The organism is Streptomyces sp. NPDC127114 (assembly GCF_042677525.1).
In the GTDB taxonomy this organism is placed as follows: domain Bacteria; phylum Actinomycetota; class Actinomycetes; order Streptomycetales; family Streptomycetaceae; genus Streptomyces.
Window position 1 is genome coordinate 22,421 of the sequence record NZ_JBHXTJ010000027.1, and the last position, 24,036, is coordinate 46,456.

Below are 24,036 nucleotides of genomic sequence, written 5' to 3' on the forward strand. Positions count from 1 at the left end.
GGTCGCGGCCCGGCGGCCGGTTCGCCGTGGGTTTCGCGGCGTGGCGACAGCAGGGACGCCACGGCGGCGACCACCTCGTCGTCGCTCACCGCGTCGAGGCACGGGTGCCCCGGTACGGGACAGACGCGCGCCCGGGTCAGCGCGCAAGGCGCCCGCTGGTCGCCGAGCAGCACGTGACGCACCCCGTAGGGGCGCCAGCGCTCGGCGGGCACCACCGGGGCGAAGAGACAGACCACCGGCGTGCCGACGGCCGCCGCGAGATGGGCGGGGCCCGTGTTGCCGGTGACCACGGCGCCGGCCCGGGCGAGGACGCCCGAGAGGTCGCCCAGGCCGGCGGTGGCGCCTCCGAGGTCCAGACCGTGCCGGCCGGCGACCCGAGCCGTCAGGGCGCGCTCCGCCGCCGACCCGGTGACGGCCACCAGGTGGCCGGCCTCGTGCAGCGCGGCCACCGCGCGTGCGGCCCGCTCGGGGCTCCACGCGCGGGCCGGGACGGCGGCCCCCGGGTGCACCACGACGTACGGGCCGTCGCCGGTCAGCCACGTCGCGTCCGGGGCGGGCCGGACGCAGAGCCCGCCGTCGTCGCCGGGAGGCAGCCGGAAGCCCGCCGCGAGAGCCAGGTCGAGGGCCGCCTCGGCCTCGTGCCGCCCGTCCGCGCGCCGGTGCCTCAGGTCGAGGAGCGCGCCCGGGTAGTCCTCGCTGTCGGCGCCGATCCACGGCACCCCGGCCATGCGGAGCAGAAGCGCCGCGGGCAGCGGGCTCTGGTGGTACGAGACGAGCACGAGCGCCCGGTCGAAGCGGCCGGCGGCCAGGGTCCCGACGAGCCGGTGCACGTCCTCCGCCGTCAGGGGCGGCGGTTCGAGGCCCACCCAGGGCGCCTCGTACTCCAGCACCTCGTCCACGCCGGGCAGCAGTCGTGCGGCGGGCGCGCCGGCGGGGCCGCACAGCAGCGCGGTCCACGAGGAGCCCGCGGCGACGGCCCGCACCGCCGGGCCGGCGAGCAGCACGTCACCGGCGCTGTCGAGACGCACGACGAGGGTGCGCGGGGCATCGCTCACGAGGAACCTCCCTGGCCGGCGGGGCGCTCGGCGGAGCGGGGGCGGCGCCCCGCGGCCGGGGTGTCGTCGCGCGGGACGAAGCCGTCGTGGGGCGGCGCGGCGAGGGCGATGCGGACCGCCGCGGCCAGGTCAGGGGCGGTGCGGGGAGCGGCGGCGATCTCCTCCGGCAGCGTCACGGGCGTCGGGACGAGCACACCGCGCGCCCCGGCCGCCAGGGCGGCGTCCATGTCCGTGCCGATGTCCCCGATCACGACGGTGCGGGAGGGCCGCGCGCCGAGCCGGGCGCACGCGGCGAGGACGAGTCCGGGCGCGGGCTTGCGGCACGCGCAGCCGTCGTCGGGGCCGTGCGGACAGACCGCCCACACGTCGAACGGCCCGAGCAGTCCCTCCACGCGCCGCTGTACGTCGCTCACCTGACGTCGCGTCAGAATGCCGCGCGCCACGCCGGACTGGTTGCTGACCACCCCGACGGGCACCCCGAGCGACCGCAGCAGAGTCACCGCCTCCTCGGCCCCTGGCAGCGGGAACACGCGCCGTGGGTCCCCGTTGTACGGCACGTCGACGATCAGCGTGCCGTCCCGGTCGAACAGCACGGCATCCGGCCGCCCGCCCGAGGGTCCGCGCCTCGGTGCCACGGCCGTCCGACGGCGTCCGCCGAACAGCCACGGCTCCCCGGCACCGCCCGACCCGGCGTCCGGGCTCGCGCCGACGGCACCGCCCGACCCGGCGGCCGGGCTTGCGCCGACGGTCCCGCTCGCGTCCGGGCTTGCGCCGACGGCCGCGTTCGCGTCCGGGCTTGCGCCGACGGCCCTGCTCGCGTCCGGGCTTGCGCCGACGGCCCTGCTCGCGGCCGGGCTTGCGCCGACGGTCCCGCTCGCGGCCGGGCTTGCGCCGACGGCCGCGCTCGCGTCCGGGCTCGCGCCGACGGCCGCGCTCTCGTCGGCGTACGTCGCGTTCCGCCTCCGCCCGCCGCCCGGCCCCGTACGTCCGAAGGCCGCCTCGGCGTGGCACGGCGAGGGCCGCGCGGCCCGGGCGGGCTTCGTGGTCGTGTCGGCGCTCATGACACGGCCTCCTCGGGGGCCTGCGACCGGGCCGGGGCACCGGACGCCGCCGGCCGCGCCACCGGGTCGCGCGGGCGGGCGGTGCGGTGCAGGGCGAGGCCGCGCAGCCAGTGCCAGGTGGCGGCCGGGGGAATGGCCGCGCTGGTGAGGATCATGTCGAGGACCTCCGTCCGGGTCCGCGGACCGGGCAGGATCCTGGCCAGGGCGAACTCGGCCGTCCCGGCGCACCAGCAGGCGCCGCACACCGCGGCGGCCCTCCGGCGCCCGGCGAGGGCGCAGACGAGGGCGGCGGCGCCCGCGGCGGTGACGGCGCGGTGGCGCGGCAGCCGGCCGCGCGGCGCGGCGGCGCGGACACGCCAGTCGGGGCCGTGGAGCCTGCGCATCAGGACGTCGTCGGAGTTGCCCGCCTGCTGCCGGACCGAGAGCCAGCGGCCGCCCTGTCGCGCCGGGTGGGCGGTGCGGCGGGTTCCCTGGTCCAGTGCCCAGCCGGCGTCGAGGAGCCGCAGCGCGAGGTCGGCGTCCTCCCGGAAGGCGCGGCGGAACCGCTCGTCGAAGCCTCCCACGGCCGCCAGGGCCTCCGGCCGTACGGCCATGTCGGCGGTGATCCAGTGTGCGGTGGCCAGCGCGGCCGTGTTCCGCTCCCCGTCCGTGGGGCGCCGGTCGACGGGCAGCGGCACCTCGATCCGGGCCGCCACCGCGGCCGTGCCGACGGGCGCGCGGGCCAGGTCGCGGGCCAGGTCCTCGCCCCAGCGCGCGGACGGCACGACGTCGTCGTCGAGGAAGACGATCCACGACACGTCGCCGGCCAGGCGCGCGCCCGCGTTGCGCGCGGCCGCGGGACCGCGGGCCCGGCCCGGGACCACGACGGTGACCTCGCGCAGTTCCTCGGGAACCTCCAGCGGGGGCACGGTGCCGTCGCGTCCGGGACGGTCGTGGACGACGACCACCCGGGCGGGCCGCGGCCCGCCGGACCGGGCGAGGGCGGTCAGACAGCGCTGCAGGCTCGGCCGGCCGGTGGTCGGCACGACGACCGCGTATCGCGGGGCCGTCGTCCGCCCGTCGGCGCCGGGGGCCGTGCGGGGGCGGCGGCCGGTCACTGGGCGCTCCTCTCACCGGAGGTGGCGTCCCGGCTGCCCGGACCGGTGCCGAAGAGATCGTTCCTGCGGACCGCGAAGGGCCCGATCGCGAGCAGATCGACCGGTGTCGAGCCGAAGCACTCCAACGCGTCGCGAGGATCGTCCACCATCGGCCGGCCCGCCGTGTTGAGGCTGGTGTTGACGACCACCGGCAGGCCGGTCCGCCGCTCGAACTCCTCCAGCATCCGGGCCACGAGCGGTTCGTGGCGCCGGTCGACGGTCTGGATCCGCGCCGTGCCGTCGACGTGGACGACGGCCGGGATGCGTTCGCGCCACTCCGGTGCGACGTCGTGGACGAAGAGCATGTACGGGCTGGGCAGCGGGCCGTCGAAGATCTCGGCGGAGCGTTCCGTCAGGACCATCGGCGCCACCGGGCGGAACTGCTCGCGTCCCTTGATGTCGTTGAGCCGCTCCAGGTTCCCGGCGTGTCCCGGGTGCGCGAGGAGCGAGCGGTGCCCGAGGGCCCGCGGGCCGTACTCCGAACGGCCCTGGAACCAGGCCACCACGCCGTTCTTGGCCAGCACCTCCGCCACGGCGGCGGCGATGTCCGGGGGCCGCTCGAAGGGGACGGCGGCCGTCTTCAGGCGTCCGGCGAGCTCCGCGTCCGACCATTCCCGGCCGAGCGCGGCGCCCGGCATCGGCGCCGGCTCCTCGCCGGCGTCCGCCGACAGCAGCAGCGCCCCGCCCAGGGCCGTTCCGGCGTCGCCGGCGGCCGGCTGCACCCACACGCGGGAGAAGGGGCCCTCTCGGGCGATCCGCGAGTTGGCCACGCAGTTGAGGGCGACGCCGCCGGCGAGCGTGAGGACGCTGTCGTGGGTCTCTCCGTGCAGCCACCGCACCAGGTCGAGCAGCGTCTCCTCCAGGACCGCCTGCGCGCTGGCGGCCAGGTCGGCGTGGGCGGCGCTCCAGGGCTCGTCGGCGCCGCGGGCCGGGCACAGTTCCGCCCAGGGCACGCCGTGGGCCCGGAAGCCGCCGTCTCCCGTGGGATGCACGTGGCGGCGGATCTCGTCCGCCATCCGCGGCCTCCCGTGCGAGGCGAGCGCCATCACCTTGAACTCGTCGGAGGAGCGCAGGAATCCGAGGTGTTCGGTGAGCTCCTCGTAGACCAGGCCGAGCGATTCGGGCAGCAGCTGCGCACGCAGCGGTTCCAGGTGGTCGCCCATGCGGCGGGCGGCCAGGTGCGAGGCGCACTCGCCGCGCCCGTCGAGCACCAGGACCGAGGAGGTCTCGGCGGCCTCGGCGGCGAACGCCCCCGACGCGGCGTGCGCCATGTGGTGTCCGACGAACCGGACCGCGTCCGGGTCGAGGCCGGGCAGCGCCGTCGCGAGGAAGCCGGGGGCGTGCCGGGCGTAGGCCTGGCGCAGGCTGTCCCAGGGATCGTCGAGGCCCATGTCGTCCGCGGGCCTGGCGAGTTCGGGATCGTACGAGTAGGCGACGGCATCGAGGTCGGACGGGCGGAGCCCCGCGCGGCTCAGGCACCAGCGCGCGGCCTGCTCGGGCAGCTCCCACGCGGAGAAGGGCACGGGCCGCTTGCCGTGCTTGCGCCGCGAGAAGCGCTCCTCCTCCGCCGCGGCGACGGTGATGCCGTCGACGACCACGGCGGCGGCGGGGTCGTGGAAGAGGGCGTTGATGCCGAGAACTCGCATGAGGAGGCCTTCCGGTGCGGTGCGGGGGATGCGCGCGGGTGGGGGGCGGGGTGCGAGCGGGACGCGAGCGGAGGAGGAGGCGGCGCGGACCGGGGCGGGCAGCGGGGGAGCGGGGAGCGGTGGGGCGCGAGGGCGCCGGGGCGCATGGGGGAGTCCGCGAACCTCCGTCGGGGCCGCTCGGTTGAACAGTCCACGTGGGCGTTCCCTGTGGGCGATCGACGTGGTCGCCCGGCCGGATCCGCCGGCCTCGTGGCTTACTCGCGCAAGGGGAGGGCCCGTTCGTCCCGGCCGGTCCGGGTCCGCTGCGCGCGGCCGGTCGGGGCGCTGTCCTCATGGCGGGTGCGGAACCACTCGATGGTCCGTCGCAGCCCCTGCTCGGCCGGCACCCGTGGCTCCCACTGGAGCTTGTCGCGGGCCAGCGTGATGTCCGGGCAGCGCACCGCCGGATCGTCCACGGGCCGTTCGACGAAGCGCAGGAGGGAGCGCGAACCGGTCAACTCGACGATCCAGCGCGCCAGATCGAGCATGGAGATCTCGGAGGGGTTGCCGATGTTCACCGGTCCGCGCAGCCCGTGCGCCGCGGCCGCCAGGACACCGCGCACGGTGTCGTCCACGTAACACAGGGAACGCGTCTGCCGTCCGTCACCGGCGACCGTGAGCGGTTCGCCGGCGAGGGCCTGACGGATGAACGTGGGCACGGCGCGCCCGTCGTACCCGCGCATGCGCGGCCCGTACGTGTTGAACAGGCGCACGATCAGGGTGTCCGTACCCCGGGACCGGGCGAAGGCGGTGGTGAGCGACTCGCCGAAGCGTTTCGCCTCGTCGTAGACGCTTCGCGGGCCGATGGGGTTCACATGCCCCCAGTACCGCTCGTTCTGCGGATGCTCCTCGGGATCGCCGTAGACCTCCGAGGTCGAGGCGAGGACGAAGCGGGCGCCGCAGGCATGGGCCAGGGCGAGGGCGTTGCGGGTGCCGAGACTGCCGGTCTCCAACGTGTGGACGGGCAGTCGGAGATAGTCGGCGGGGGACGCCGGGGAGGCGAAGTGCAGGACCAGATCGGGGTCCCGGTCCACCGCGAACGGCTCGCGGACGTCCGCTTCCTGCAGCCGGAATCCGGGACGGCCCAGCAACCCGGCGACGTTGTCGCGTGTTCCGGTGCTGAAGTCGTCGACGCAGGTCACGTCCGTGCCGCCGGCGAGGAGCGCGGCGCACAGATGGGATCCGACGAAACCCGAACCTCCGGTGACGACGGCATGTTCCCAGCTCGGGGCGCGGGAATTGGCCATGGGGGATCTCCTCAACCGTGTGAAGTGAGGGAGATGAGCCGCGGCTCCGGGCGGTCGCTGCCGCCACTGCCCGGGACCGGTCTGCCTGCCGGGCGTTTTTCACGCGTCGTCTGACAGTCTCACCCGGGGAGGGGAGAGCCGCCACCCGACCGCTGGGTGCGGGGTGCCGCGCTCATGTGCTGGTGAGCTAGCTGCGTACCGGAAGTTCCGGTCGTCCAGGCGGCTGCTACCCGGGCGGAGCAGCGCTACTCCTCGCGAGCGAGACGTTTCTTGGTGGATTCGGACAAACCTGAACTTCTCGGACGGAAAGGCGACTCTCCGCTGCCTCGCCGGGTAGCCGCGAGCCGACGCTCCGGCCGCACGGCCAGGGCTCCCCACGAGTACGGCGAGGCCCACGAGGAGATGACGGCGATGAGCACCCGGATCGACGCACCACCGGCAGACGAGGTCATCACCCGCGACACCACCCTGTGCACCTGTCGGCCCGCGCGGACGCTCACCGACGACGCGCCACCGGACGAGCGGGACGGAGGCGATCCGGAGCGGCACATCATCCGCGGGGACGACTGACCGCGCAAACCCACCGGGACCCGCCGGCCGGTAGAGGAGGCCGCCATGACCGTCACGTCGAGCACCTCGCGCACACCGCCCGAAGGCTCCGAACCCCTCGACGGGTTCGACGGGGTGGGGCCGCCGGAGACGGCGCGGGGGCGGGTCAACCGGCGGTGGGCGGAGATCCTCCAGGAGACGTCGTGCCCACCCCGTTCGCCCGGGTGATCGCGGGCGTGGTCATGGTCTGGTTCGCCCTGTGCTGGTACGTCCTGCCCTTCCGGCTGCGCCGCAGGGCGGGGCGCCGGGCGCCCTGAGCGCCGGGCTCCCGGACGTACGGCGACGGGCGCATGGCGGTGCGCGGTCCGGGCATCCGCCCGCCATGACCGACCACCACCTCGAACCCCTGACGCGCCAACTCTCCGGCCCGGGAGTCTGTCTCGTCCCGGCGGAGGAGACCGCACGCAGACTCGGTGCGGGCAGCGAGCGGTGGGCGGCGTTCGACCGCCACTGGGACGACCTCGTCCCCGACCCGTACGTGCACTCTCCGGGCACCCTGCGACTGCGCCGTTACGGCCACATGGGCCTGCGCCGCACCGGGGAACGACGACCGCGACCCCACGGGGCCTTCCTGGAGCCCGGAGACGGCAATCCGCTGTACGTGGGACGCGAGCGGCACTTCGCACCGCTCACCGACGCGTTCGCGGCCGATCCGCTTCTCGCGGACATCCTGGCGTTCCTCGGCGAGGCTGCGGCCGTCCTCGCCGACCCGCCCGAGTGGACCGTCGGGATCCACCCTTTCCGGATGCTGGCGACCTCCGGCCCACCCGGCACGTACGCACCGGGAGGCGTGCACCGCGACGGGGTCACCCTCGTCTCGTCGCTGCTGGTCGACCGGCGCAACGCGGACGGCGGCGAGAGCGCCGTCTACCACGCGGACGGGGCGCCCCTCTTCCGGACCCTGCTCGAACGGCCCGGCACCCTGCTCCTCGGCGACGACCGCCGCACCCTCCACGGACTGTCCGCCCTGCGCCCCCAAGCGCCCGGGCGCCCCGCGCACCACGACGCCCTGGTGATCACCCTCACCGAGGCGGGGTGAGGCGAGGTGGCGGCGTCTGACCGCCCTCAAGGCGTCTGACCCTCACGGGGGCGGGTAGCGGCGGCGCGGGGCGGGCCAGCGGTCCGTGGACCGGCAGGCGCCGGGGCGGGCGACGGCCCGTGGACCGGCAGGTAGTGGCGCTGAAGCGGGCAGCCGGCCGGCGGAGCGGCTGCGGTCCGGCAGGGCCGTCGGGGGCCGGGTCGTCGTCGGGCAGGCCGGGACCGCTCAGGCGCCCCCGCCGCGGGCCACCACCCGGAACGTGTCCAGGGAGGGGTCGGCGGCGTCCGGGATCAGCAGGCCGTGCGCGACGCCGCTGCGCAGGTACTCCACCACCTCGGCGTTGATCACCTCGCCGGGCGTCACCACCGGCACGCCCGGCGGGTACGGGCTGATCGTCTCCGCCGAGATGCGGCCGACCACGTCCTTCGCCGCCACGTGTTCCGCCTCCCCGAAGAACGCCTCGCGCGGCAGCCTGGCCTGCTCCAGCTCCAGGCGGGAGGGCTGCGGCAGCCGGACCGCCGGGCGGGACTCCAGCTCGCCGGCCCGTTCGACGAGCGACTGCAGCGCGTCCACCAGGATCTTCTCGGTCGTGTCGTCGTCCGCGTGGGTCACGGAGGCGCTGATCCGACAGGTGTCGGAACCACCCACGTCCACGTGGCAGTGCTCCCGGAGCCACTCGGCCGCCTGCATCCCGCTGATGCCGAGGCCTCGCACGTCCATCACGATCTTGAGCGGATCGAATTCGGCGGCGAGACCGGCCTCGACGATCTCCTCGCCCATCGGCACCAGTCCCGGCAGCCCCGCGGCCTTCTCGCGAACCCGGGCCGCGCGGCGGAGGGCACCGTCGAGGAGCTCCCGTCCGTGCTCGGCCATCTGCCGCCGCCAGCCGTCGAGCGTCGCGTACACCAGCGAGGACGCGCTCGTCGTTCCGAGCAGGTCCTCCCGCTGCTTCAGGACCTCCGGCGACACCCGGTCGTACTGGAGGTGGAAGACGGAGCTCTGCTCGATCGCGCCGCCCATCTTGTGCACGCTGGTCACGACCAGGTCCGCGCCCGCGTCGATGCCCCAGGCCGGCAGGTCGGGGTGGAACGGCAGGTGCGCGCCCCACGCCTCGTCGACGATCAGCGGCACCCCGGCCTCGTGACACACCTCGGCCACGCCCTTGATGTCGGCGCAGCTGCCCCAGTCCGTGGGCGTGATCAGCAGCATGCCCTTGGCGTCCGGGTGCTCCCGCAACTTCGCGCGCACGTCGTCGGGCTCCGGGGGATGGGCCAGATGCCGCTCCGTGTCGAACTTCGGGTGCACCCAGATCGGCTCCACGCCGTTCACGACCACGGCCGCGATCACGGACTTGTGCGCGTTCCTCGACACCAGCAGCTTCTCTCCCGGCCCCGCGACGGCCAGCATCGCCGTCTTCACCGAGAGCGAGCTGCCGCACGTCGAGAAGAACGCCCGTTCCGCGCCGACCGCGTCGGCCATCAGCTCCTGCGCCTGCTCCAGGACGCCCTGCGACTCCCGCCGGTCGTCCAGGCCGTTGAGCAGCAGCACGTCCGAACGGAAGACGTCGTACCCCACGATGTCGCCCACCCGGGGATCGGTGCCCCGGCCCTGCTTGTGCCCCGGGGGACCGAAGACGACGTCCCCACGCCGCCGGAAGTCCTCCAGCGCTTCGAGCACCGGTGCGCGCGAGTGGTCCATGACTCCTCCGTCTCGTCGTGTCCCCTGCCTCGTAGAGCCGCGTGTCTCGGCGTGTCCCGTGCCTCGTCGGGTCACGCGAACGGGTGCCGCAAGGGCGTGTCGCGCGTCTGCCCCGGGCACCCGTGGTGAAACGGACCGCCGCCGGACCCGGCCGGCGCGCATGCGCCGCGCTCCCGCGGGCAGAGGCGCTCGGTCCGCCGTCCGGTCGCCCGGGAACGCGCCGAGGAGGGTGCCACCATGAACATTCCGTCGAGCTTCCACCCGCGGACCGCCGTCGTCACAGGAGCCGATTCCGGGATCGGCCGCGCCACGGCCGTCCGCCTCGCCGCGTCCGGCGCGGACGTCGGCATCACCTGGTACCAGGACCTGCGCGGCGCGGAGGAGACCGCGGCCGAGGTACGGAGCCTGGGGCGGGAGGCGTTCGTCGAGCCCATGGACCTCACCCGGCTGCCCGACGCGGCCGAGGCCGTCGACCTGCTCGCCGACCGGCTCGGAGGCGTCGACGTCCTGGTCAACAACGCCGGCACCGGAACCTCGACGCCGTTCCTCGACCTGGACCACGACACGGTCCGCCGGATCATCGACGTGGACCTCGTCGGCCCGCTGCTGTGCGCCCAGCGCGCGGCCCGGCGCATGATCAGCCAGGGGCACGGCGGCCGGATCGTCAACGTGACCTCGGTCCACGAGCACCAGCCGCGGGTCGGGACGGCGCCCTACTGCGCGGCGAAGGGCGGCCTGGGGCTCCTGACCCAGGTCATGGCGCTGGAGCTGGCCGCCCACGGCATCACCGTCAACGCGGTCGCCCCCGGCGAGATCGCCACTCCGATGACGGGCCAGGAGGACCATGACGTCACCACCGAGTCCCGCCCGGGCATCCCGCTGGGCCGTCCGGGTGACGCCCGCGAGGTCGCCGCCGTCATCGCCTTCCTCGCCGGCCCGGACGCCTCGTACGTCACCGGCGCGTCCTGGAGCGTCGACGGCGGCATGCTCCGGATGGGCCCGATGGCGGGCTCCCACCTGCCCGACGACGCCTGGCGTACGGGCTGACGTATGGCGGCGGACGTCTTACGGGTCGACGTACGGGCTCACGTACGGATGACCTGCGCCCCGGGCCGGGACGCGGCCGCCCGTCGGCGCGGGGCGTCGGCGGAGCGGCGGTCCGTCCGCCGCTCCGGTCCGTTCACTCGTTGCCCCGGCGCTCACCCTTGGGGCCGCGGCCCCGGCTCGTTCGGGGACCCGAGCCGCGCATGCCCTCGTCCTCCCGCAGGGCCTCGTTGGCCTGCTCGTTCGCCTTGGCGTCGGGTGTGCCCGACCGCTCGGCGTCCTTGCGCAGCCGCGCCCTGCGCGTGTCGTACTTCTTGCTGCCTGGCTCCGGCACGGCACTCACCTCCGGTTTCCTTGCCCGCGGCTGCCCTGCCGGACGGCGTTCATCCGCGTTCCGGGAAGCCGCGGACCCGCGGCCCCGCGCCGTCGACCACCTCGTCCTCGTGGCCGGCTGGGCGGGACCGTCAGGCGTCCCACGGAACCGTCAGGTGTCCCAAGGAACCGTCAGGAGGTCAACCGCTCCTGCGCGCGGTGCCGCCGCGGCCGCGCCGCGACCCGGTCGTGCGGGCGGCGGCCTCGTCCGAGGCGGGCCTGCGGCCGGAGCCGCGGCCGTCCGTCGCGGCGGGGCGGCCCGTCCTCGTACGGGATCCCGTCGTGTGGTCCGCGGACCGGCCGCCGCGGCCGGCGGGGGAGTCGGCCGCCGCTCCCTCCCCGTTGGAGCCGTTGCGGCGCCGGCGGGGCCGCTGGTCCGGCTCGGTCGCGTCCTTGCGGGTCCGGCGGGGTCGCCGGCCCGGCTCGGTCGCGTTCGTCCGGCTCGGACGGGACGCCTTCGGCGCCGTGGGCGCGGGCACGTCCAGCGTGACGGCCACGCCGGAGGGCTCGCGGGCGCCGGTCAGGGCGGCCAGCTGCGGGTCGCTCGACGTCATGCGGGTGGTGCGCGCCTGGATGCCCGCGTGGGCCATGGTCCGGTCGACGTCCCGCTTCTGGTCGGGCAGGACGAGCGTGACGACGCTGCCGGACGTGCCGGCGCGGGCCGTCCGCCCGCCCCGGTGCAGATAGTCCTTGTGGTCGGCCGGGGGATCGACGTTCACGACGAGGTCGAGGTCGTCCACGTGGATGCCGCGGGCCGCGACGTTGGTCGCCACCAGCGCCGTCACCTGACCGTTCTTGAACTGCTCCAGGGTCCGGGTCCGCTGGGCCTGGGAGCGCCCGCCGTGCAGCGCGGCGGCCGGCACACCGGAGTTGAGGAGCCGCTTGGCGAGGCGGTCGGCGGAGCGCTTGGTGTCGAGGAAGAGGATCACCCGGCCGTCGCGCGCCGCGATGCGCGTCGTGACGGCCTTCTTGTCCGTCTCGTCGAGGACGTGGAACACGTGGTGTTCCATCGTGGTCACCGCCCCGGCGGACGGGTCCACGGAGTGCACCACGGGGTCGGACAGGAACTGCTGGACCAGGCGGTCGATGTTCCCGTCCAGGGTGGCCGAGAAGAGCAGCCGCTGACCGTCGGGCCGCACCTGCCGCATCAGCTTGGTGATCTGGGGCAGGAAGCCCAGGTCGGTCATCTGGTCGGCCTCGTCGAGCACGGTGACGCGCACCTGGTCCAGCACGCAGTCCCCGCGTTCCACGAGGTCGTTGAGCCGGCCGGGGGTGGCCACCAGGACCTCGGCGCCGCGGCGGAGGGAGGCGGCCTGCCGGGTGACGGAAAGACCGCCGACCACGGTGGCGATCCGCAGGTTCACGGCCGTCGCGTACGGGGCGAGCGCGTCCGTCACCTGCTGGGCCAGCTCGCGTGTGGGGACGAGGACGAGCGCGAGCGGAGCCCTGGACTCGGCACGCAGCCCCGCCGTGCGCGCCAGCAGCGCGAGGCCGAACGCGAGCGTCTTGCCGGATCCCGTACGGCCCCGCCCGAGCAGGTCACGGCCGGCGAGCGAGTTCGGCAGCGTGGCGGCCTGGATGGGGAACGGTGTGGTCACGCCCTGTGCGGTGAGCGTGTTCAGCAGTCCCTTGGGCATGTCGAGGTCGCCGAACTCCTCGACCGCGGGAAGCGCGGGGGTCGTGCTCTGCGGCAGCCGGAATTCCTTCGGCGCGGCTGCGGCGGCTGCGGGCGACGGCGTACGCCGGTTCGGCTTCTGGGCCCTCCGGGACATGCGGATGTCTGACCTTCCTGGAAACAGCGCAAAAACCGGGGCCGCACCGCGGAAGTGCGGACCCCGGCGGACGGAGTCGTGTCAGGCGATCAGGCGGGGAGGATGTTCTCCGCCTGCGGGCCCTTCTGGCCCTGCGTGACGTCGAAGGAGACCCGCTGGCCCTCCTGGAGCTCACGGTAGCCCTGCGTCGCGATGTTCGAGTAGTGGGCGAAGACGTCGGGGCCGCCGCCGTCCTGCTCGATGAAGCCGAAACCCTTTTCGGAGTTGAACCACTTCACGGTTCCCTGAGCCATGACATTTCTCCTTCTGTAGGCAGAGGCCCCATCCGGAGATGCCGGAAAACAAATAGTGCGCCTGGAGGAAAGCATTTCCCGTCAGGCGCACATAGGTTCATGGGTACCACAACTGCAACACCCGAACCGTAACACAGATCCTGGTCCGGCGGTCAGGCGGGGCCGGTACGACGACCGGGGCCGGCGCCGGACGTCTCCCTCGGACGGGCTCGGCTCGGCCTGCCGCCGGGCTTCCGTCGTTAGAGTGCGCGGGTGAGCACACGCGGGTCCCGGGGGCCTTACGCCAAGACCGCCGACAGGCGACGGAAGATCCTCGACGCCGCCCTCGCGGCCTACGCCGAGGCGGGCAGCCGAGGGGTGTCGGTGCGGGACATCGCCCAGCGGGTGGGCATGACCGACGCGGGTGTGCTGCATCACTTCGGCAGCCGCGAGGCGCTGCTCACCGCCGTGATCGAGGCGCGTGACACCGCCGCCCTGGAGGCGTACACGCCGGAGACCGTGCTGTGGCGGACCGAGCTGCTGGCCCAGAACGCCGCCACCCCCGGTCTGGTCAAGCTGTTCCTGGACATCGCGGCCGCCGCCGCGGACCCGGACCATCCCGGGCACGAGTTCTTCACCGAGCGCTACCGGGGGCTGCGGCGGCAGATCGCGGCCCTGCTCCTCGCCGGTCCTCCGGCGGAGACGGGGGATACCGGCCCGGAGTCCGCGTGCGACGCGGAGTGGGCGGCCCGGATCCTGCTGGCGGCGACGGACGGCATCCAGCTCCAGTGGCTGCTCGAGCCGTCCATCGACATGGCGGGCGACATCGGGCGGCTGCGTGACGTGCTGCTCGACGCCCTGAACGCCGACGCCGGCACCGGGCGGGTGCCCGGAGCTCAGCCGGAGGAGCAGTCGGCGCCCGAGTAGTCGCCGCCGGAGTGGTCGCCGCCGGTGTGGTGGCCCCCGCAGTCGTCGCCGCCGGAGTGGCCGGCGTCCGTGGCGAGCGTCACGGCCACGCGCGTGCCGAGCGCCGTGCGGACCACGGCGCAGTCCGTGGCGTAGGCCCGGACCAGGTCGAGGCCGCGGCCGCAGCACGCGTCGAGGTCGTCGCCGGGCAGACGCGTGCGCCGGGGGCGCCACCGGCCGCCGTCGTGGACCCGGACCGTGACCGTCCGGTCGGTGGTCGTGAGCAGGACGGCGACGTCGGGGCTGCCGCTGTGCCGGACGACGTTGGCGACGAGTTCGGTGACGACGACGGCCAGGGCCTCGTCGGCCCGGTCGTCCAGGTTCCACTGACGGGCCGTGTCCCGGGCGAAGCGCCGGAGCAAGGGGACCGCCTCGGCGGTCGCCGCCATGACGGACAGGGCCCGCCGGGTGCCCGGAAGATCCGGCCCGGGCTGGTGGGGGACGGCGTTCGGGGAGACGCCGGGCGAGCTGGTCCGCACGGCTGCGGGGAAGGCGGGGACGGACATGTGGGGGCTCCTTGCGCCTGGGGGAGGGGGCGCGGTCGGCGGCTCGAAGCCGCCCGTAAAACCACGGTAAGTCCGAAAACTTTGGATGTCTAGGTTTTTGCGTGATGGCGCCTCCGGCCGTGGGCTGCACGACCGGAGGCGCAGGTGGGGGTGGGTGACGGGATCAGGGGTGGAGGGCCGGGGTCAGGAAGTGGGTGTCCAGCGCTGGGCCGCCGAGGTGGCGGAGCAGGTGGCGAGGGTCAGTTTCGTGCCGTTGGCCGTGCCCGCCCCGGCCGGCGCCAGGCAGCGGCCGCCGCTGGTGATGCCCGACTGGGCGCCGAGCTGCCACTTCTGGCCGGCCGAGCCGTTGCAGGGCTGGACGGTGACGGTGGTGCCGGAGCCGTCGAGGCAGACGCCGTCCTTGCCGGTGAGGGTGCCCGCGACGGTGAAGGTCCAGCGCTGGTTGGTGCCGCCGTGGCAGGTGTAGAGGGTGGGTTCGGTGCCCGCGGTGGTGGCGCCGTACGGCAGGTCTACGCAGGTGCCGGAGGCCGCGTTGACCAGCGTGGCGTTCGCCGGGAGCGGCGTCGCCCGGCCCGTCGCCGAGATCTCGGCGGCACTGGTCCACGGGCCCCGGTTCCCCGCCTCCGACAACGCCCTCAGACGCAGGTAGCGGCCGGTCTTCGGGGCGAACGCGGCCTTCTTCTCCGTGGCGGTGTCCGCCCACGTGCCCGTGGCGACCGGACTGCCCCAGCTCGCCGTCGTGTCGGACACGTAGACCTCGTACGAGCCGATCCGGCCGTTGCTCCCGCCGTCCTGGCGCGGCAGGTAGGAGACGCCGTCCACGTCGTGGCGCGCGCCGAGGTCGATCTGTATCTCGTGGGGGAGCGCGGCGGCCTGGCCGCCGGAGTACGCGGTGTGCCACAGGGTCGAGGCGCTGCCGTCGATCGCGTTCGCGGCGGCGCCGTTCTCGGCCGAGGTCTCCTGGCTGTCGGCGTACTGGACCTTCCACCCGGCCTTCGCGATCGGCGTGCCGGTGGCCGGTACCGCAGTGGACGGGAGCAGCGTCAGCCCGGCGGCCTTCACCGTGAAGGCCGCGGACTTCGGGCCCGCCTTGATCCAGAGCGTGCCGGAGCGGTCGGCGGCGTCGAAGTACCAGCCGGTGGCCGCGGAGTCGTACGCGCTCCTGGAGGTCAGGGCGGGCAGGGCGGAGGCCTCGACCGTGACGGCCGAGGGGGCGGCGGCCGCGTGGACGGTCAACTCGTAGCCGCGGGACGCCGGCTTGCCGGCGTACGTGCCCGTGCTCGCCCCGACGGCGATGCTCACGTCGCCGGTGCCGGAGGCGGGGGCGGTGACGTCGACCTTCTGCTCGGCGTAGGCGCCGGTCCGGTACTGGCGGGTGATGCCGTCGTCCTCGTACAGGGTGAACGTCGAGGCGCCGCGCGGGTAGACGTCGTACGTGAGGGTGGAGACGGGCTTCTCGCCGGTGTGGTTCATCTGCGGCCACATCGGCACGATGCCGCCGCCCCTGACGAACATCGGCAGGGTGTCGAGCGGGGCGCTGTAGCCGTTCAGCCAGCCCGGGCCGGTGTACGTCCTGCCGGTCCAGTAGTCCGTCCAGGTGCCGGCCGGGAGGTAGATGCCGTCACGGGTCGTCGTGTCCGTCACGACCGGTGCCACCAGGAGCGAGTCGCCGGACATGAACTGGCCGCTGGTCTGGTTGCCGCGCGCGACCGGGTCGTCCGGGTACTCCAGGACCATGGCGCGGACGGTCGGCGTGCCGGTCTCGGCGGCGACGCGGCTCGCCGAGTACAGGTACGGCATCAGCCGCATCTTGAGCTTGAGGTACTTGCGGTTGACGGAGAGGTACGGGTCGGAGAACCGCCAGGGCTGCTTGTCCTGGTAACCGGCCTCCGGGTTGGTGGCGCCCCAGCCGGACATCGTCATGAAGGCGGGCGTGAGCGCCTTCCACTGCAGGTCGCGGACGTAGGTCTTCGGGCTGCCCTGGAAGATGCCGTCAACGTCGCCGGCCGCGTAGTTGAACCCGGACAGGCCCGCGCCCGTGATGGCGGGGACGTGCCAGCGCATGGCGTCCCAGGTACCCGGCGTGTCGCCGGTCCACACGACCGCGTTGCGCTGGGTGCCGGCCCAGCCGTCGACGGTCCAGACGTAGCGGCGGGCGTCGGAGTTCTTCTCGATGCCGTCCACGGCCTGCTGGACTCCGTCGAAGGCGTACTTGTAGCCGGAGCCGATCCAGGCGACGTCGGTCTTCACGCCGCGGCTGCCGGCGGTGCCGACCTCGGTGGCGATGTCCGCGAGGCCGGTCGACGTCCACAGACCGGTCTGGAAGCCCTTCGCCTTCAGGCCGTCGACGGTGGCCTTCAGGTCGGTGTAGCCGCAGCCGTAGCCGTCGTTGGGCAGGAACCAGCCGGACGGCATGTCGGCGGCGCGGGCGTCGGCCGCGTACCCGAGGACGTCCTTCGTCGTCTGGTGCCGCAGCCGGCCGTGGTCACCGGTGTAGTCCGGGTTGGAGGCGTTCCAGCAGTCGGCGTTGCCGAGTTCGAAGCCCCACATCGGCGCCAGGAACGGCTTCCCGCTCACGTCGGTGTACGCGTCGAGGACGCCCTTCAGCGAGTCGCCGACGAAGTACCAGGCGTCGAACCGGCTCTCGTTGTGCGTGAAGGTGCCGGGCGCGCCGAAGGAGTAGCTGCCGGGCGCCCAGGTGTTGCGCATCACGCCGTAGCCGTTGGTCGACATGTAGAAGGGCGCCGGGCTCGCGTTGGTGTTCTCCTTCCATGTGTTCGCGACCGAGACCGGCACCGTCTTGCCGCGCAGCGCCCACTCGCCGAGGCGCAGGCCCGTGCCGTAGAACTGTTCGTCGGCGCCTTGCGTGAGGTACTGGCTGGTCTGCGCGCCCGTCCACGACAGCGGCTGGGACTCGGCCCAGACGAGCGTGCTGTTGTCGGCGCGGTAGACGGAGAAGCGCATCGGGGACTTGTCGACGCGGATGTTCAGGGCCGGCGTGGTGATGCGGTAGTACGTGCCGGCGTCCGTGACGCTCGTCGTCACCGGGCCGAAGTCGGTGGTGGTGGCGAGCGCGGTGCCCGCCGGGTCGTCGGTGAAGCCGCCGCTGGGCGAGAGCCAGATGCGGAAGATGTCCTGGCGGGCGATCACCACTCTCGCCTTCGCCGCCGTCGACGTGCTGATCGTGACGGCGTTCCCGGACTGACTGACGCCGGTGACGTCACCGGCGCTCGCCGCGGCCGCGGGGGACGCGGGGCCGGCGACCGAGAGGACGGCCGCCACCATGGCCGCGACCAGGCCGAGGACCGCCGGGCGTCTGCCCCGGGCCCGTCCTCCTCCCCACGGTCGTGGGGGACGTGCGGAGTTCTGACGCATCACAGCCGCCTTTCGGGCCATGCGGCCGCCGCCGTCCGCGGCGCCGCCGACAACAAACGTGCTGACGCGCCATGCTCGACAGTCCCGCCGAATGACGTCAAGTGCTCATGCGATGCTTGTTTCAATCAAAAACGCGCACAACCGCGCGGCGCGCTGCGCGTCCGTCGCGCGGTGACACGCCGGAGAGGCCTGCGGGCCCGTCCGGCGGAACACCCCTACACGCAGTGGACGTCCACGCCCTGGCTCGTCAGCTGCTCCACGAACTCGTCCGGGGCGTCGTGGTCGGTGACGAGCACGTCGATCTCGGAGATGGTGCAGACCCGCGCGAAGGCCCGCCGGCCGAGCTTGGTGGAGTCGGCGACCACGACCACCCGGTCGGCGCGCTCGGCCATGGCCCGGTTGGCGCTGGCCTCGCCCTCGTCGTGGGTGGAGGCGCCGAAGCCCGGGTCGACGGCGTTGACGCCGAGGATCGCGTAGTCGAGGGACAGGCCCTGGAGGACGGCGGCGGCCAGCGGACCGGTCAGCTCGTACGACTGGGGGCGGGCGACGCCGCCGGTCACGACGGTCTTCACGTACGGCCGGACGGCCAGCTCGTTGGCGATGTTCACCGCGTTGGTGACGATCGTCAGCGCGGTCGCCGCCGCGTGCTCGGCCAGGTCCGGGCGGGTGGCCAGCTCGCGGGCCACCTCCGAGGTCGTGGTGCCGCCGTTCAGTCCCACGACGGCGCCCGGCGGGACGAGCGCGGCGGCGGCGCGGGCGATGCGCTGCTTCTCGTCCGCCTTGCGGGCGGTCTTGTAGCGCAGCGGCAGGTCGTACGTGACGCCGCTGAGCACCGCGCCGCCACGGGTCCGGGTCAGAAGCTGCTGGCGGGCCAGCTCCTCCAGGTCCCGGCGCACGGTGGCGGGGGAGACGTCGAGCAGCGTGGCCGCCTCGCCCACCTCGATGCTGCCCCGCTCGCTCAGGGCGTCGAGGAGTCGCGTCCACCGCTCGTGCGTGCCCATCACCGTTCTCCTCGCTCGTCACCGTCTGCCTGCTTCGGGTGCTGAGCGTAACCCGCTCCTTCCGTGACCTGCGCACTGCTGCACACACTTGCGCAGTTCTGCGCGTAAGGCCTATAAAAACTGCATCTCCAATCATCGGTCGGACGCAAGCCGGCCACGGCCCATCCGGGAGCCCTCGTGAGCCATGTCGAAGCGGAAATCGCCAGCCAGCCCACGTGCTGGCGTCGCGCGCTGGAGGCCCGTCCCGCCGGGCTGCCGCAGGACGGCGAGCGGCTCGCCGTCATCGGCTGCGGCACCTCGCTCCACATCGCCCAGGCCTACGCGGAACTGCGCGAGACCGCCGGCCTCGGCGAGACCGACGCCTTCGCCGCCTCCGCGTACCCCCTGACCCGCCGTTACGACCGCGTCCTCGCGATCACCCGCTCCGGCACCACCACCGAAGTGCTCGACGCCCTGCGCCACCTGGCGGCCCGCGGCACCCCGACCGTCGCGCTCACCGGCGACCTCGACACGCCCGTCCGCGACGCCGCCGACGTCGTCGTCGACCTCTCGTTCGCCGACGAACGGTCCGTCGTGCAGACCCGGTTCGCCACGACGGCCCTCGTGCTGCTGCGCGCCGGCCTCGGGCTCGTCCCGCAGGACCTGCCCGAGCAGGCCGAGCGTGCCGTGCTCGCCCCGCTTCCCGAAGAGGCCGTGAGCGCCGAGCAGTTCACCTTCCTCGGCACCGGCTGGACCGTCGGCCTCGCCCACGAGGCCGCGCTCAAGCTGCGTGAGGCGTCCGGTGCGTGGACGGAGTCGTACGCGGCGATGGAGTACCGGCACGGCCCGATCAGCATCGCGGGACCGGGGCGCGCCGTCTGGTTCCTCGGCGCTCCGCCGGCCGGCCTCCTCGACGAGGTGCGGGCGACCGGCGCGTACGCCTCCGTCTCCCCGTCCGACCCGCTCGCCGACCTGGTCCGCGCCCAGCGCCTCGCGGTGGCCCTGGCCGGGCGCCGCGGCCTCGACCCGGACCGGCCCCGCAACCTCACCCGCTCCGTCGTCCTCGCCGACGCCGGACCGCAGGATGCCCGGGCCGGATCATGACCGTCATCGCCCTGGACGTCGGGGGCACCTTCATCAAGGGCGGTGTCGTCGCGGAGGACGGCACGCTGAGCCACACCCGGCGCTGGTGCACCCGGGTCGACCGTGGCCCGGACGCCGTCCTGGAGACCGTGCTCTCCTGCGCCGCCGAACTGGCCGAGCGCTGCCCCGCCGCCGAGGCCGCCGGCGTCGTCGTCCCGGGCATCGTCGACGAGGACGACGGCGTGTCCGTGCTCGCCGCCGAGCTCGGCTGGCGCGACGTGCCCGTCCTGAACTGGCTGGCCGAACACCTCGGCCTGCCGGTCGCGTGCGGCCACGACGTCCGGGCCGGCGGCCTCGCGGAGGCCCGGGCGGGCGCCGGCCGGGGCTGCGCCGACTTCCTCTTCGTTCCCGTCGGCACCGGGATCGGCGCAGCGGCCTTCACCGCCGGCCGCGCCCGCGCCCTGACGGGTCGCCACGGCCGAGCCGGGGAACTGGGGCACGTGGTGGTGCGGCCCGGGGGAGAGCGCTGCCGGTGCGGGGCGCGGGGCTGCCTGGAGACCGTGGCCTCCGCCTCCGCCGTCGCCCGCCGCTACGCACGCGCCACCCGCCGGCACGGCGTCACCGCCCGGGACGTCCAGCGCCGCGCCCAGGCCGGCGACGAGGTGGCCGCGTCCGTCTGGTCCGAGGCCATGGAGGCGCTCGCCGACGCGCTGTCCACCGCGATCACCCTCTACGACCCGGAGCGCGTCGTCATCGGCGGCGGCCTGTCCCTGGCCGGCGAGGCCTGCCTCGCGCCCCTGCGCGCCGCACTCGCCGAACGCCTCACCTTCCAGGCCGTGCCCCAGGTCGTCGAGGCCCGCCTCGGGGACCTGGCCGGCTGCATGGGAGCGGCGTTCCTCGCCCAGGACCTCCTGGTCCGACCGGAGGCGGTGGCGCTGTGATCCTCACCGTTACGCTCAACGCCGCCCTCGACATCACCCACCACGTCGACCGGCTCCGTCCCCACGCCGCCCACCGCGTCCACGGCGTGGCCGCGCGCGCGGGCGGCAAGGGCGTCAACGTCTCCCGCGTCCTGCACGCCCTCGGCCACCCCACCCTCGTCACGGGCCTCGCCGGCGGCGGCACGGGAGCCGCCGTCCGCCGCGAACTCCACCGGGCCGGCATCCCGGAGGAGCTGGTCCCCGTCGTCGGCGAGACCCGCCGCACGGTCGCCGTCGTGGACGCCTCCACCGGCGACACGACGACCCTGCTGGAACCGGGACCCGTCGTCCTCCCGGAGGAATGGTCCCTGTTCCGCGAGGCCTTCGGCGCCCTGCTCGCCCGTGCCACCGTCGTCGTCCTCTCCGGCAGCCTGCCACCCGGCCTGCCCGACGACGCCTACGCGGTCCTGGTCCGGGCCGCCCGCGCACGGGGAGTCCCGGCCCTCCTGGACACCAGCGGCCCGGCCCTCCTCGCCGCCCTGCCGGCCTGCCCGACCCTGGTGAAACCGAACGCCGACGAACTCGCGGAGACGGCGAGCCACTTCGAGGCCTCCCGGCGGCGCACCACGCCGCCGCCGGGTTCCGGACTGCCGCCGGGTTCCGTACTCGCGCCGGCCTTCCAGCCTCCGCCGGAACCCGGCCGGCCCGCGGCCGCGGGCCAGGCCTCGGGCGGCGTCGCGGCCTCGGGCGGCGACCCGGCCTCGGGCCGTGAGGCCTCGGGTGGCGTCGCGGCCTCGGGTGGCGACGCGGCCCCGGCCCGTAACCCGGACTCGGGCCGCGACCCGGCCTCGGGCGGCGACCCGGACTCGGGCGGCGTCGCGGACTCGGGCCGTGACCCGGACTCGGGCGGCGTCGCGGACTCGGGCGGCGTCGCGGCCCCGGGCCGTGACCCGGCCTCGGCCCGTGACCCGGCCTCGGCCCGTGACCCGGCCTCGGCCCGTGACCCGGCCTCGGCCCGTGACCCGGCCTCGGCCCGTGACCCGGCCATGGGCGGCGACGCGGCTTCGGGCCGTGACCCGGCCTCGGGCCGTGACCCGACCTCGGCCCGCGACCCGGCCCCGGGCCGTGACCCCGCCCCGGCCCCCGATCCCGGCAGTCCCCACCGTGCCGCCCTCCCTGCCGCCGAGGCCCTGCTCTCCGCCGGGGCCGGGGCCGTCGTCGCCTCGCTCGGGGCCGAGGGCATGCTCGCCGTCACCGTCGAGGGAGCCTGGCTGGCCCGGCCTCCCGAACGGCTGCGCGGTAACCCGACCGGTGCCGGGGACGCCGCCGTCGCCGCGCTGGCCCTCGGGCTCGCCGCCCGCGACCCCTGGCCCGTACGGCTCGCCGAGGCCGTGGCACTGTCGGCCGCCGCCGTGGCGGCCCCGCTCGCGGGCTCCTTCGCGCCCGACGTCCACCACCGGCTCCGCCACCTGGTGGACGTCGCACCCCTGCCCCGTACTCCAGGAGACACAGCATGCCCCTCGTAGGGACGGCCGACGTCGTCGACCCCGCCGCCCGCGCCGGACGCGGCGTCGGAGCCTTCAACGTCATCCAGCTCGAGCACGCCGAGGCGATCGTCGCCGGAGCGGAGGCGGCCGGCGCCCCCGTGATCCTCCAGATCAGCGAGAACGCCGTCCGCTACCACGGCGCCCTCGCCCCGATAGGCACGGCGACCCTGGCCGTCGCCCGCGCCGCGGCGGTCCCGGTGGCCGTCCACCTCGACCACGCCACCTCGCCCGAACTCGTCGGCGAGGCCGTCGCACTGGGCTTCACCTCCGTCATGTACGACGCCTCGACCCTGCCGTACGAGGAGAACGTCCGCGCCACCGCCGCCGTACGGGCCCGCTGCCACGCCGCCGGGGTCTGGGTGGAGGCGGAGCTCGGCGAGGTCGGCGGCAAGGACGGCGTGCACGCGCCGGGGGCCCGTACCGACCCTGGGGAGGCGGCGGCCTTCGTCGCCGCCACGGGCGTGGACGCCCTCGCGGTGGCCGTGGGCACCTCGCACGCCATGCTCACCCGCGACGCCGCCCTGGACTTCGGCCTCATCGCCGCCCTGCGCGCCGGCGTCCCCGTGCCACTGGTGCTGCACGGCTCGTCGGGCGTCGCCGACCACGACCTCACCACCGCCGTCGACCACGGCATGACCAAGGTCAACATCGCCACCCACCTGAACCGCGTGTTCACCACGGCGGCCCGCGAAGCCCTCGCCGCGGACCGCACGGCGGTCGACACGCGCGGCTACCTGGGCGCCGGACGCGCGGCCGTGGCCGAGGAGGTCACCCGCCTGCTCGGCGTCCTGCGGGCCGGGGCCGTGCACGCCGCGCCTGCCGGTCGCTGACGGACACGACGGGTGCGGCGGGTCGCCCGGTGCTCGTCACCCGGGGAACCCGCCGCATCGTTCCTTCAGTACTTGCCGCCCTTGTCGGTCGGCGGGCGCAGCCGCAGGCCGTGCATGCCGCTGTCCACGGACAGCACCGTGCCCACCGTGGACCCCGACAGCGGACTGGCCAGGTACGCGATCGCGTTCGCCACCTCGTCGGCCGTCACCACGCGGCCCATCGGCTGGAACTCGTTGAGCGCCGCCCGGGCCGCGTCGGGGTCGGGCATGCGGTCGATCAGCCGGTCCACCCACGGGGTGTCCGCCGTGCCGGGAGCGACGCAGTTGACCCGGATGCCCTCGCGGACGTGGTCCGCCGCCATCGCCAGCGTCAGCGCGTGCACCGCGCCCTTGCTGGCCGAGTACAGCACCCGCTGCTCCACGCCGGCCCACGCGACGATCGAACAGGTGTTGACGATCGCCGCGGCCGGCGAGCGCCGCAGGTGCGGCACCGCGTGCCGGGCGACCCGCACCATGCCGACCACGTTGACGTCGAGGACGCGCAGCCACTCCTCGTCGCTGTTCACGGTGACGTCGCCGACCGCGCTGATGCCGGCGTTGTTCACCACCACGTCCAGCCTGCCGAAGCGCTCGACCACCTCGTCCACGGCGGCCCTGACCTGGGCGTCGTCGGTGACGTCGGCCGCTATGCCGAGGATGCCGTCGGGCAGCCCCTCGGGCTTGAGGTCGAGCGCGGCGACCTTGGCGCCCCTGCCAGTCAGCAGTTTCGCCGTGGCCAGGCCGATCCCCGACGCGCCGCCGGTCACGATCGCGACGAGTCCTGCGAAGTCACTCACGAG

At 74.8% G+C, this 24,036-nt stretch carries 20 protein-coding genes and 1 pseudogene; 8 read left to right on the plus strand and 13 right to left on the minus strand.

Annotation, left to right across the window (positions count from 1 at the left end):
• Positions 1-47: 47 nt before the first annotated feature.
• The 5 genes and pseudogenes from ACFVGS_RS24980 to ACFVGS_RS25000 form a co-directional block, all read right to left on the minus strand.
• A pseudogene (locus ACFVGS_RS24980) lies at positions 48-1,055 on the minus strand (glycosyltransferase family 9 protein); the annotation flags it as partial.
• Positions 1,052-2,116 carry an HAD-IIIA family hydrolase gene (locus tag ACFVGS_RS24985; RefSeq protein ID WP_385693720.1) on the minus strand — a complete coding sequence of 355 codons (1,065 nt, stop codon included), beginning with the start codon at positions 2,114-2,116 and terminating at the stop codon, positions 1,052-1,054. The pseudogene ACFVGS_RS24980 and the gene ACFVGS_RS24985, both read right to left, overlap by 4 nt.
• Positions 2,113-3,213, minus strand: coding sequence for a glycosyltransferase family 2 protein (locus ACFVGS_RS24990; RefSeq protein ID WP_385693721.1), 1,101 nt, complete (start codon positions 3,211-3,213; stop codon positions 2,113-2,115). The genes ACFVGS_RS24985 and ACFVGS_RS24990 overlap by 4 nt, the downstream gene beginning before the upstream one ends.
• Entirely contained in the window at positions 3,210-4,898 is a 1,689-nt protein-coding gene (locus ACFVGS_RS24995) for a carbamoyltransferase (RefSeq protein ID WP_385693722.1), read from the minus strand. The genes ACFVGS_RS24990 and ACFVGS_RS24995 overlap by 4 nt, the downstream gene beginning before the upstream one ends.
• A gap of 254 nt (positions 4,899-5,152) precedes the next feature.
• Positions 5,153-6,184, minus strand: coding sequence for an NAD-dependent epimerase/dehydratase family protein (locus tag ACFVGS_RS25000; protein ID WP_385693723.1), 1,032 nt, complete (start codon positions 6,182-6,184; stop codon positions 5,153-5,155).
• Between the two features lie 411 nt (positions 6,185-6,595).
• On the opposite strand from ACFVGS_RS25000, the gene ACFVGS_RS25005 reads away from it, so the two are divergent.
• Entirely contained in the window at positions 6,596-6,754 is a 159-nt protein-coding gene (locus tag ACFVGS_RS25005) for a hypothetical protein (RefSeq protein WP_385693724.1), read from the plus strand.
• 361 nt (positions 6,755-7,115) lie between these two features.
• The gene (locus ACFVGS_RS25010) at positions 7,116-7,832 is read left to right on the plus strand and encodes a 2OG-Fe dioxygenase family protein (protein WP_385693725.1); all 717 of its coding nucleotides are present in this window, start codon (positions 7,116-7,118) and stop codon (positions 7,830-7,832) included.
• A 225-nt stretch (positions 7,833-8,057) separates the two neighbouring features.
• Here the strand turns inward: ACFVGS_RS25010 and ACFVGS_RS25015 are convergent, their stop codons facing one another.
• Positions 8,058-9,530 carry an aminotransferase class I/II-fold pyridoxal phosphate-dependent enzyme gene (locus tag ACFVGS_RS25015; protein ID WP_385693726.1) on the minus strand — a complete coding sequence of 491 codons (1,473 nt, stop codon included), beginning with the start codon at positions 9,528-9,530 and terminating at the stop codon, positions 8,058-8,060.
• A 237-nt stretch (positions 9,531-9,767) separates the two neighbouring features.
• On the opposite strand from ACFVGS_RS25015, the gene ACFVGS_RS25020 reads away from it, so the two are divergent.
• Complete coding sequence (locus ACFVGS_RS25020; RefSeq protein ID WP_385693727.1) at positions 9,768-10,577, plus strand: SDR family oxidoreductase; 810 nt, start codon at positions 9,768-9,770, stop codon at positions 10,575-10,577.
• A 133-nt stretch (positions 10,578-10,710) separates the two neighbouring features.
• Here the strand turns inward: ACFVGS_RS25020 and ACFVGS_RS25025 are convergent, their stop codons facing one another.
• The 3 genes from ACFVGS_RS25025 to ACFVGS_RS25035 all read right to left on the minus strand — a co-directional run bounded on the left by ACFVGS_RS25025 (position 10,711) and on the right by ACFVGS_RS25035 (position 13,011).
• Positions 10,711-10,917, minus strand: coding sequence for a hypothetical protein (locus tag ACFVGS_RS25025; protein WP_384411214.1), 207 nt, complete (start codon positions 10,915-10,917; stop codon positions 10,711-10,713).
• A gap of 169 nt (positions 10,918-11,086) precedes the next feature.
• Positions 11,087-12,718: a DEAD/DEAH box helicase gene (locus ACFVGS_RS25030; RefSeq protein WP_385693728.1), complete on the minus strand. Its 1,632-nt coding sequence runs from the start codon at positions 12,716-12,718 to the stop codon at positions 11,087-11,089.
• An 89-nt stretch (positions 12,719-12,807) separates the two neighbouring features.
• Positions 12,808-13,011 (minus strand): cold-shock protein, encoded by a 204-nt coding sequence (locus tag ACFVGS_RS25035; protein WP_384411218.1) that lies wholly within the window; start codon positions 13,009-13,011, stop codon positions 12,808-12,810.
• A gap of 252 nt (positions 13,012-13,263) precedes the next feature.
• On the opposite strand from ACFVGS_RS25035, the gene ACFVGS_RS25040 reads away from it, so the two are divergent.
• Entirely contained in the window at positions 13,264-13,917 is a 654-nt protein-coding gene (locus ACFVGS_RS25040) for a TetR/AcrR family transcriptional regulator (RefSeq protein WP_385693729.1), read from the plus strand.
• Here the strand turns inward: ACFVGS_RS25040 and ACFVGS_RS25045 are convergent.
• From ACFVGS_RS25045 to ACFVGS_RS25055, 3 genes are all read right to left on the minus strand, one after another.
• Positions 13,887-14,462, minus strand: coding sequence for an ATP-binding protein (locus ACFVGS_RS25045; protein ID WP_385693730.1), 576 nt, complete (start codon positions 14,460-14,462; stop codon positions 13,887-13,889). The two genes, ACFVGS_RS25040 and ACFVGS_RS25045, sit on opposite strands and share 31 nt — an antisense overlap.
• A gap of 183 nt (positions 14,463-14,645) precedes the next feature.
• Entirely contained in the window at positions 14,646-17,837 is a 3,192-nt protein-coding gene (locus tag ACFVGS_RS25050; protein WP_385693731.1) for a TIM-barrel domain-containing protein, read from the minus strand.
• 215 nt (positions 17,838-18,052) lie between these two features.
• Entirely contained in the window at positions 18,053-18,838 is a 786-nt protein-coding gene (locus ACFVGS_RS25055) for a DeoR/GlpR family DNA-binding transcription regulator (RefSeq protein WP_384411226.1), read from the minus strand.
• A 177-nt stretch (positions 18,839-19,015) separates the two neighbouring features.
• Here ACFVGS_RS25055 and ACFVGS_RS25060 point away from each other — a divergent pair, with 177 nt between their 5' ends.
• From ACFVGS_RS25060 to ACFVGS_RS25075, 4 genes are read left to right on the plus strand one after another with little or no spacing between them, the layout of a single operon-like run.
• Positions 19,016-19,921, plus strand: a complete 906-nt coding sequence (locus ACFVGS_RS25060) for an SIS domain-containing protein (protein WP_384411228.1) — start codon at positions 19,016-19,018, stop codon at positions 19,919-19,921.
• Entirely contained in the window at positions 19,918-20,841 is a 924-nt protein-coding gene (locus ACFVGS_RS25065; protein ID WP_385693732.1) for an ROK family protein, read from the plus strand. Before ACFVGS_RS25060 ends, ACFVGS_RS25065 begins: the two co-directional genes overlap by 4 nt.
• The gene (locus ACFVGS_RS25070) at positions 20,838-22,346 is read left to right on the plus strand and encodes a PfkB family carbohydrate kinase (protein ID WP_385693733.1); all 1,509 of its coding nucleotides are present in this window, start codon (positions 20,838-20,840) and stop codon (positions 22,344-22,346) included. The genes ACFVGS_RS25065 and ACFVGS_RS25070 overlap by 4 nt, the downstream gene beginning before the upstream one ends.
• Positions 22,334-23,197: a ketose-bisphosphate aldolase gene (locus ACFVGS_RS25075; RefSeq protein WP_385693734.1), complete on the plus strand. Its 864-nt coding sequence runs from the start codon at positions 22,334-22,336 to the stop codon at positions 23,195-23,197. The genes ACFVGS_RS25070 and ACFVGS_RS25075 overlap by 13 nt, the downstream gene beginning before the upstream one ends.
• A 65-nt stretch (positions 23,198-23,262) precedes the next feature.
• Here ACFVGS_RS25075 and ACFVGS_RS25080 read toward each other — a convergent pair whose 3' ends face one another.
• Positions 23,263-24,033, minus strand: a complete 771-nt coding sequence (locus ACFVGS_RS25080) for an SDR family NAD(P)-dependent oxidoreductase (RefSeq protein WP_384411231.1) — start codon at positions 24,031-24,033, stop codon at positions 23,263-23,265.
• Positions 24,034-24,036: the final 3 nt, after the last annotated feature.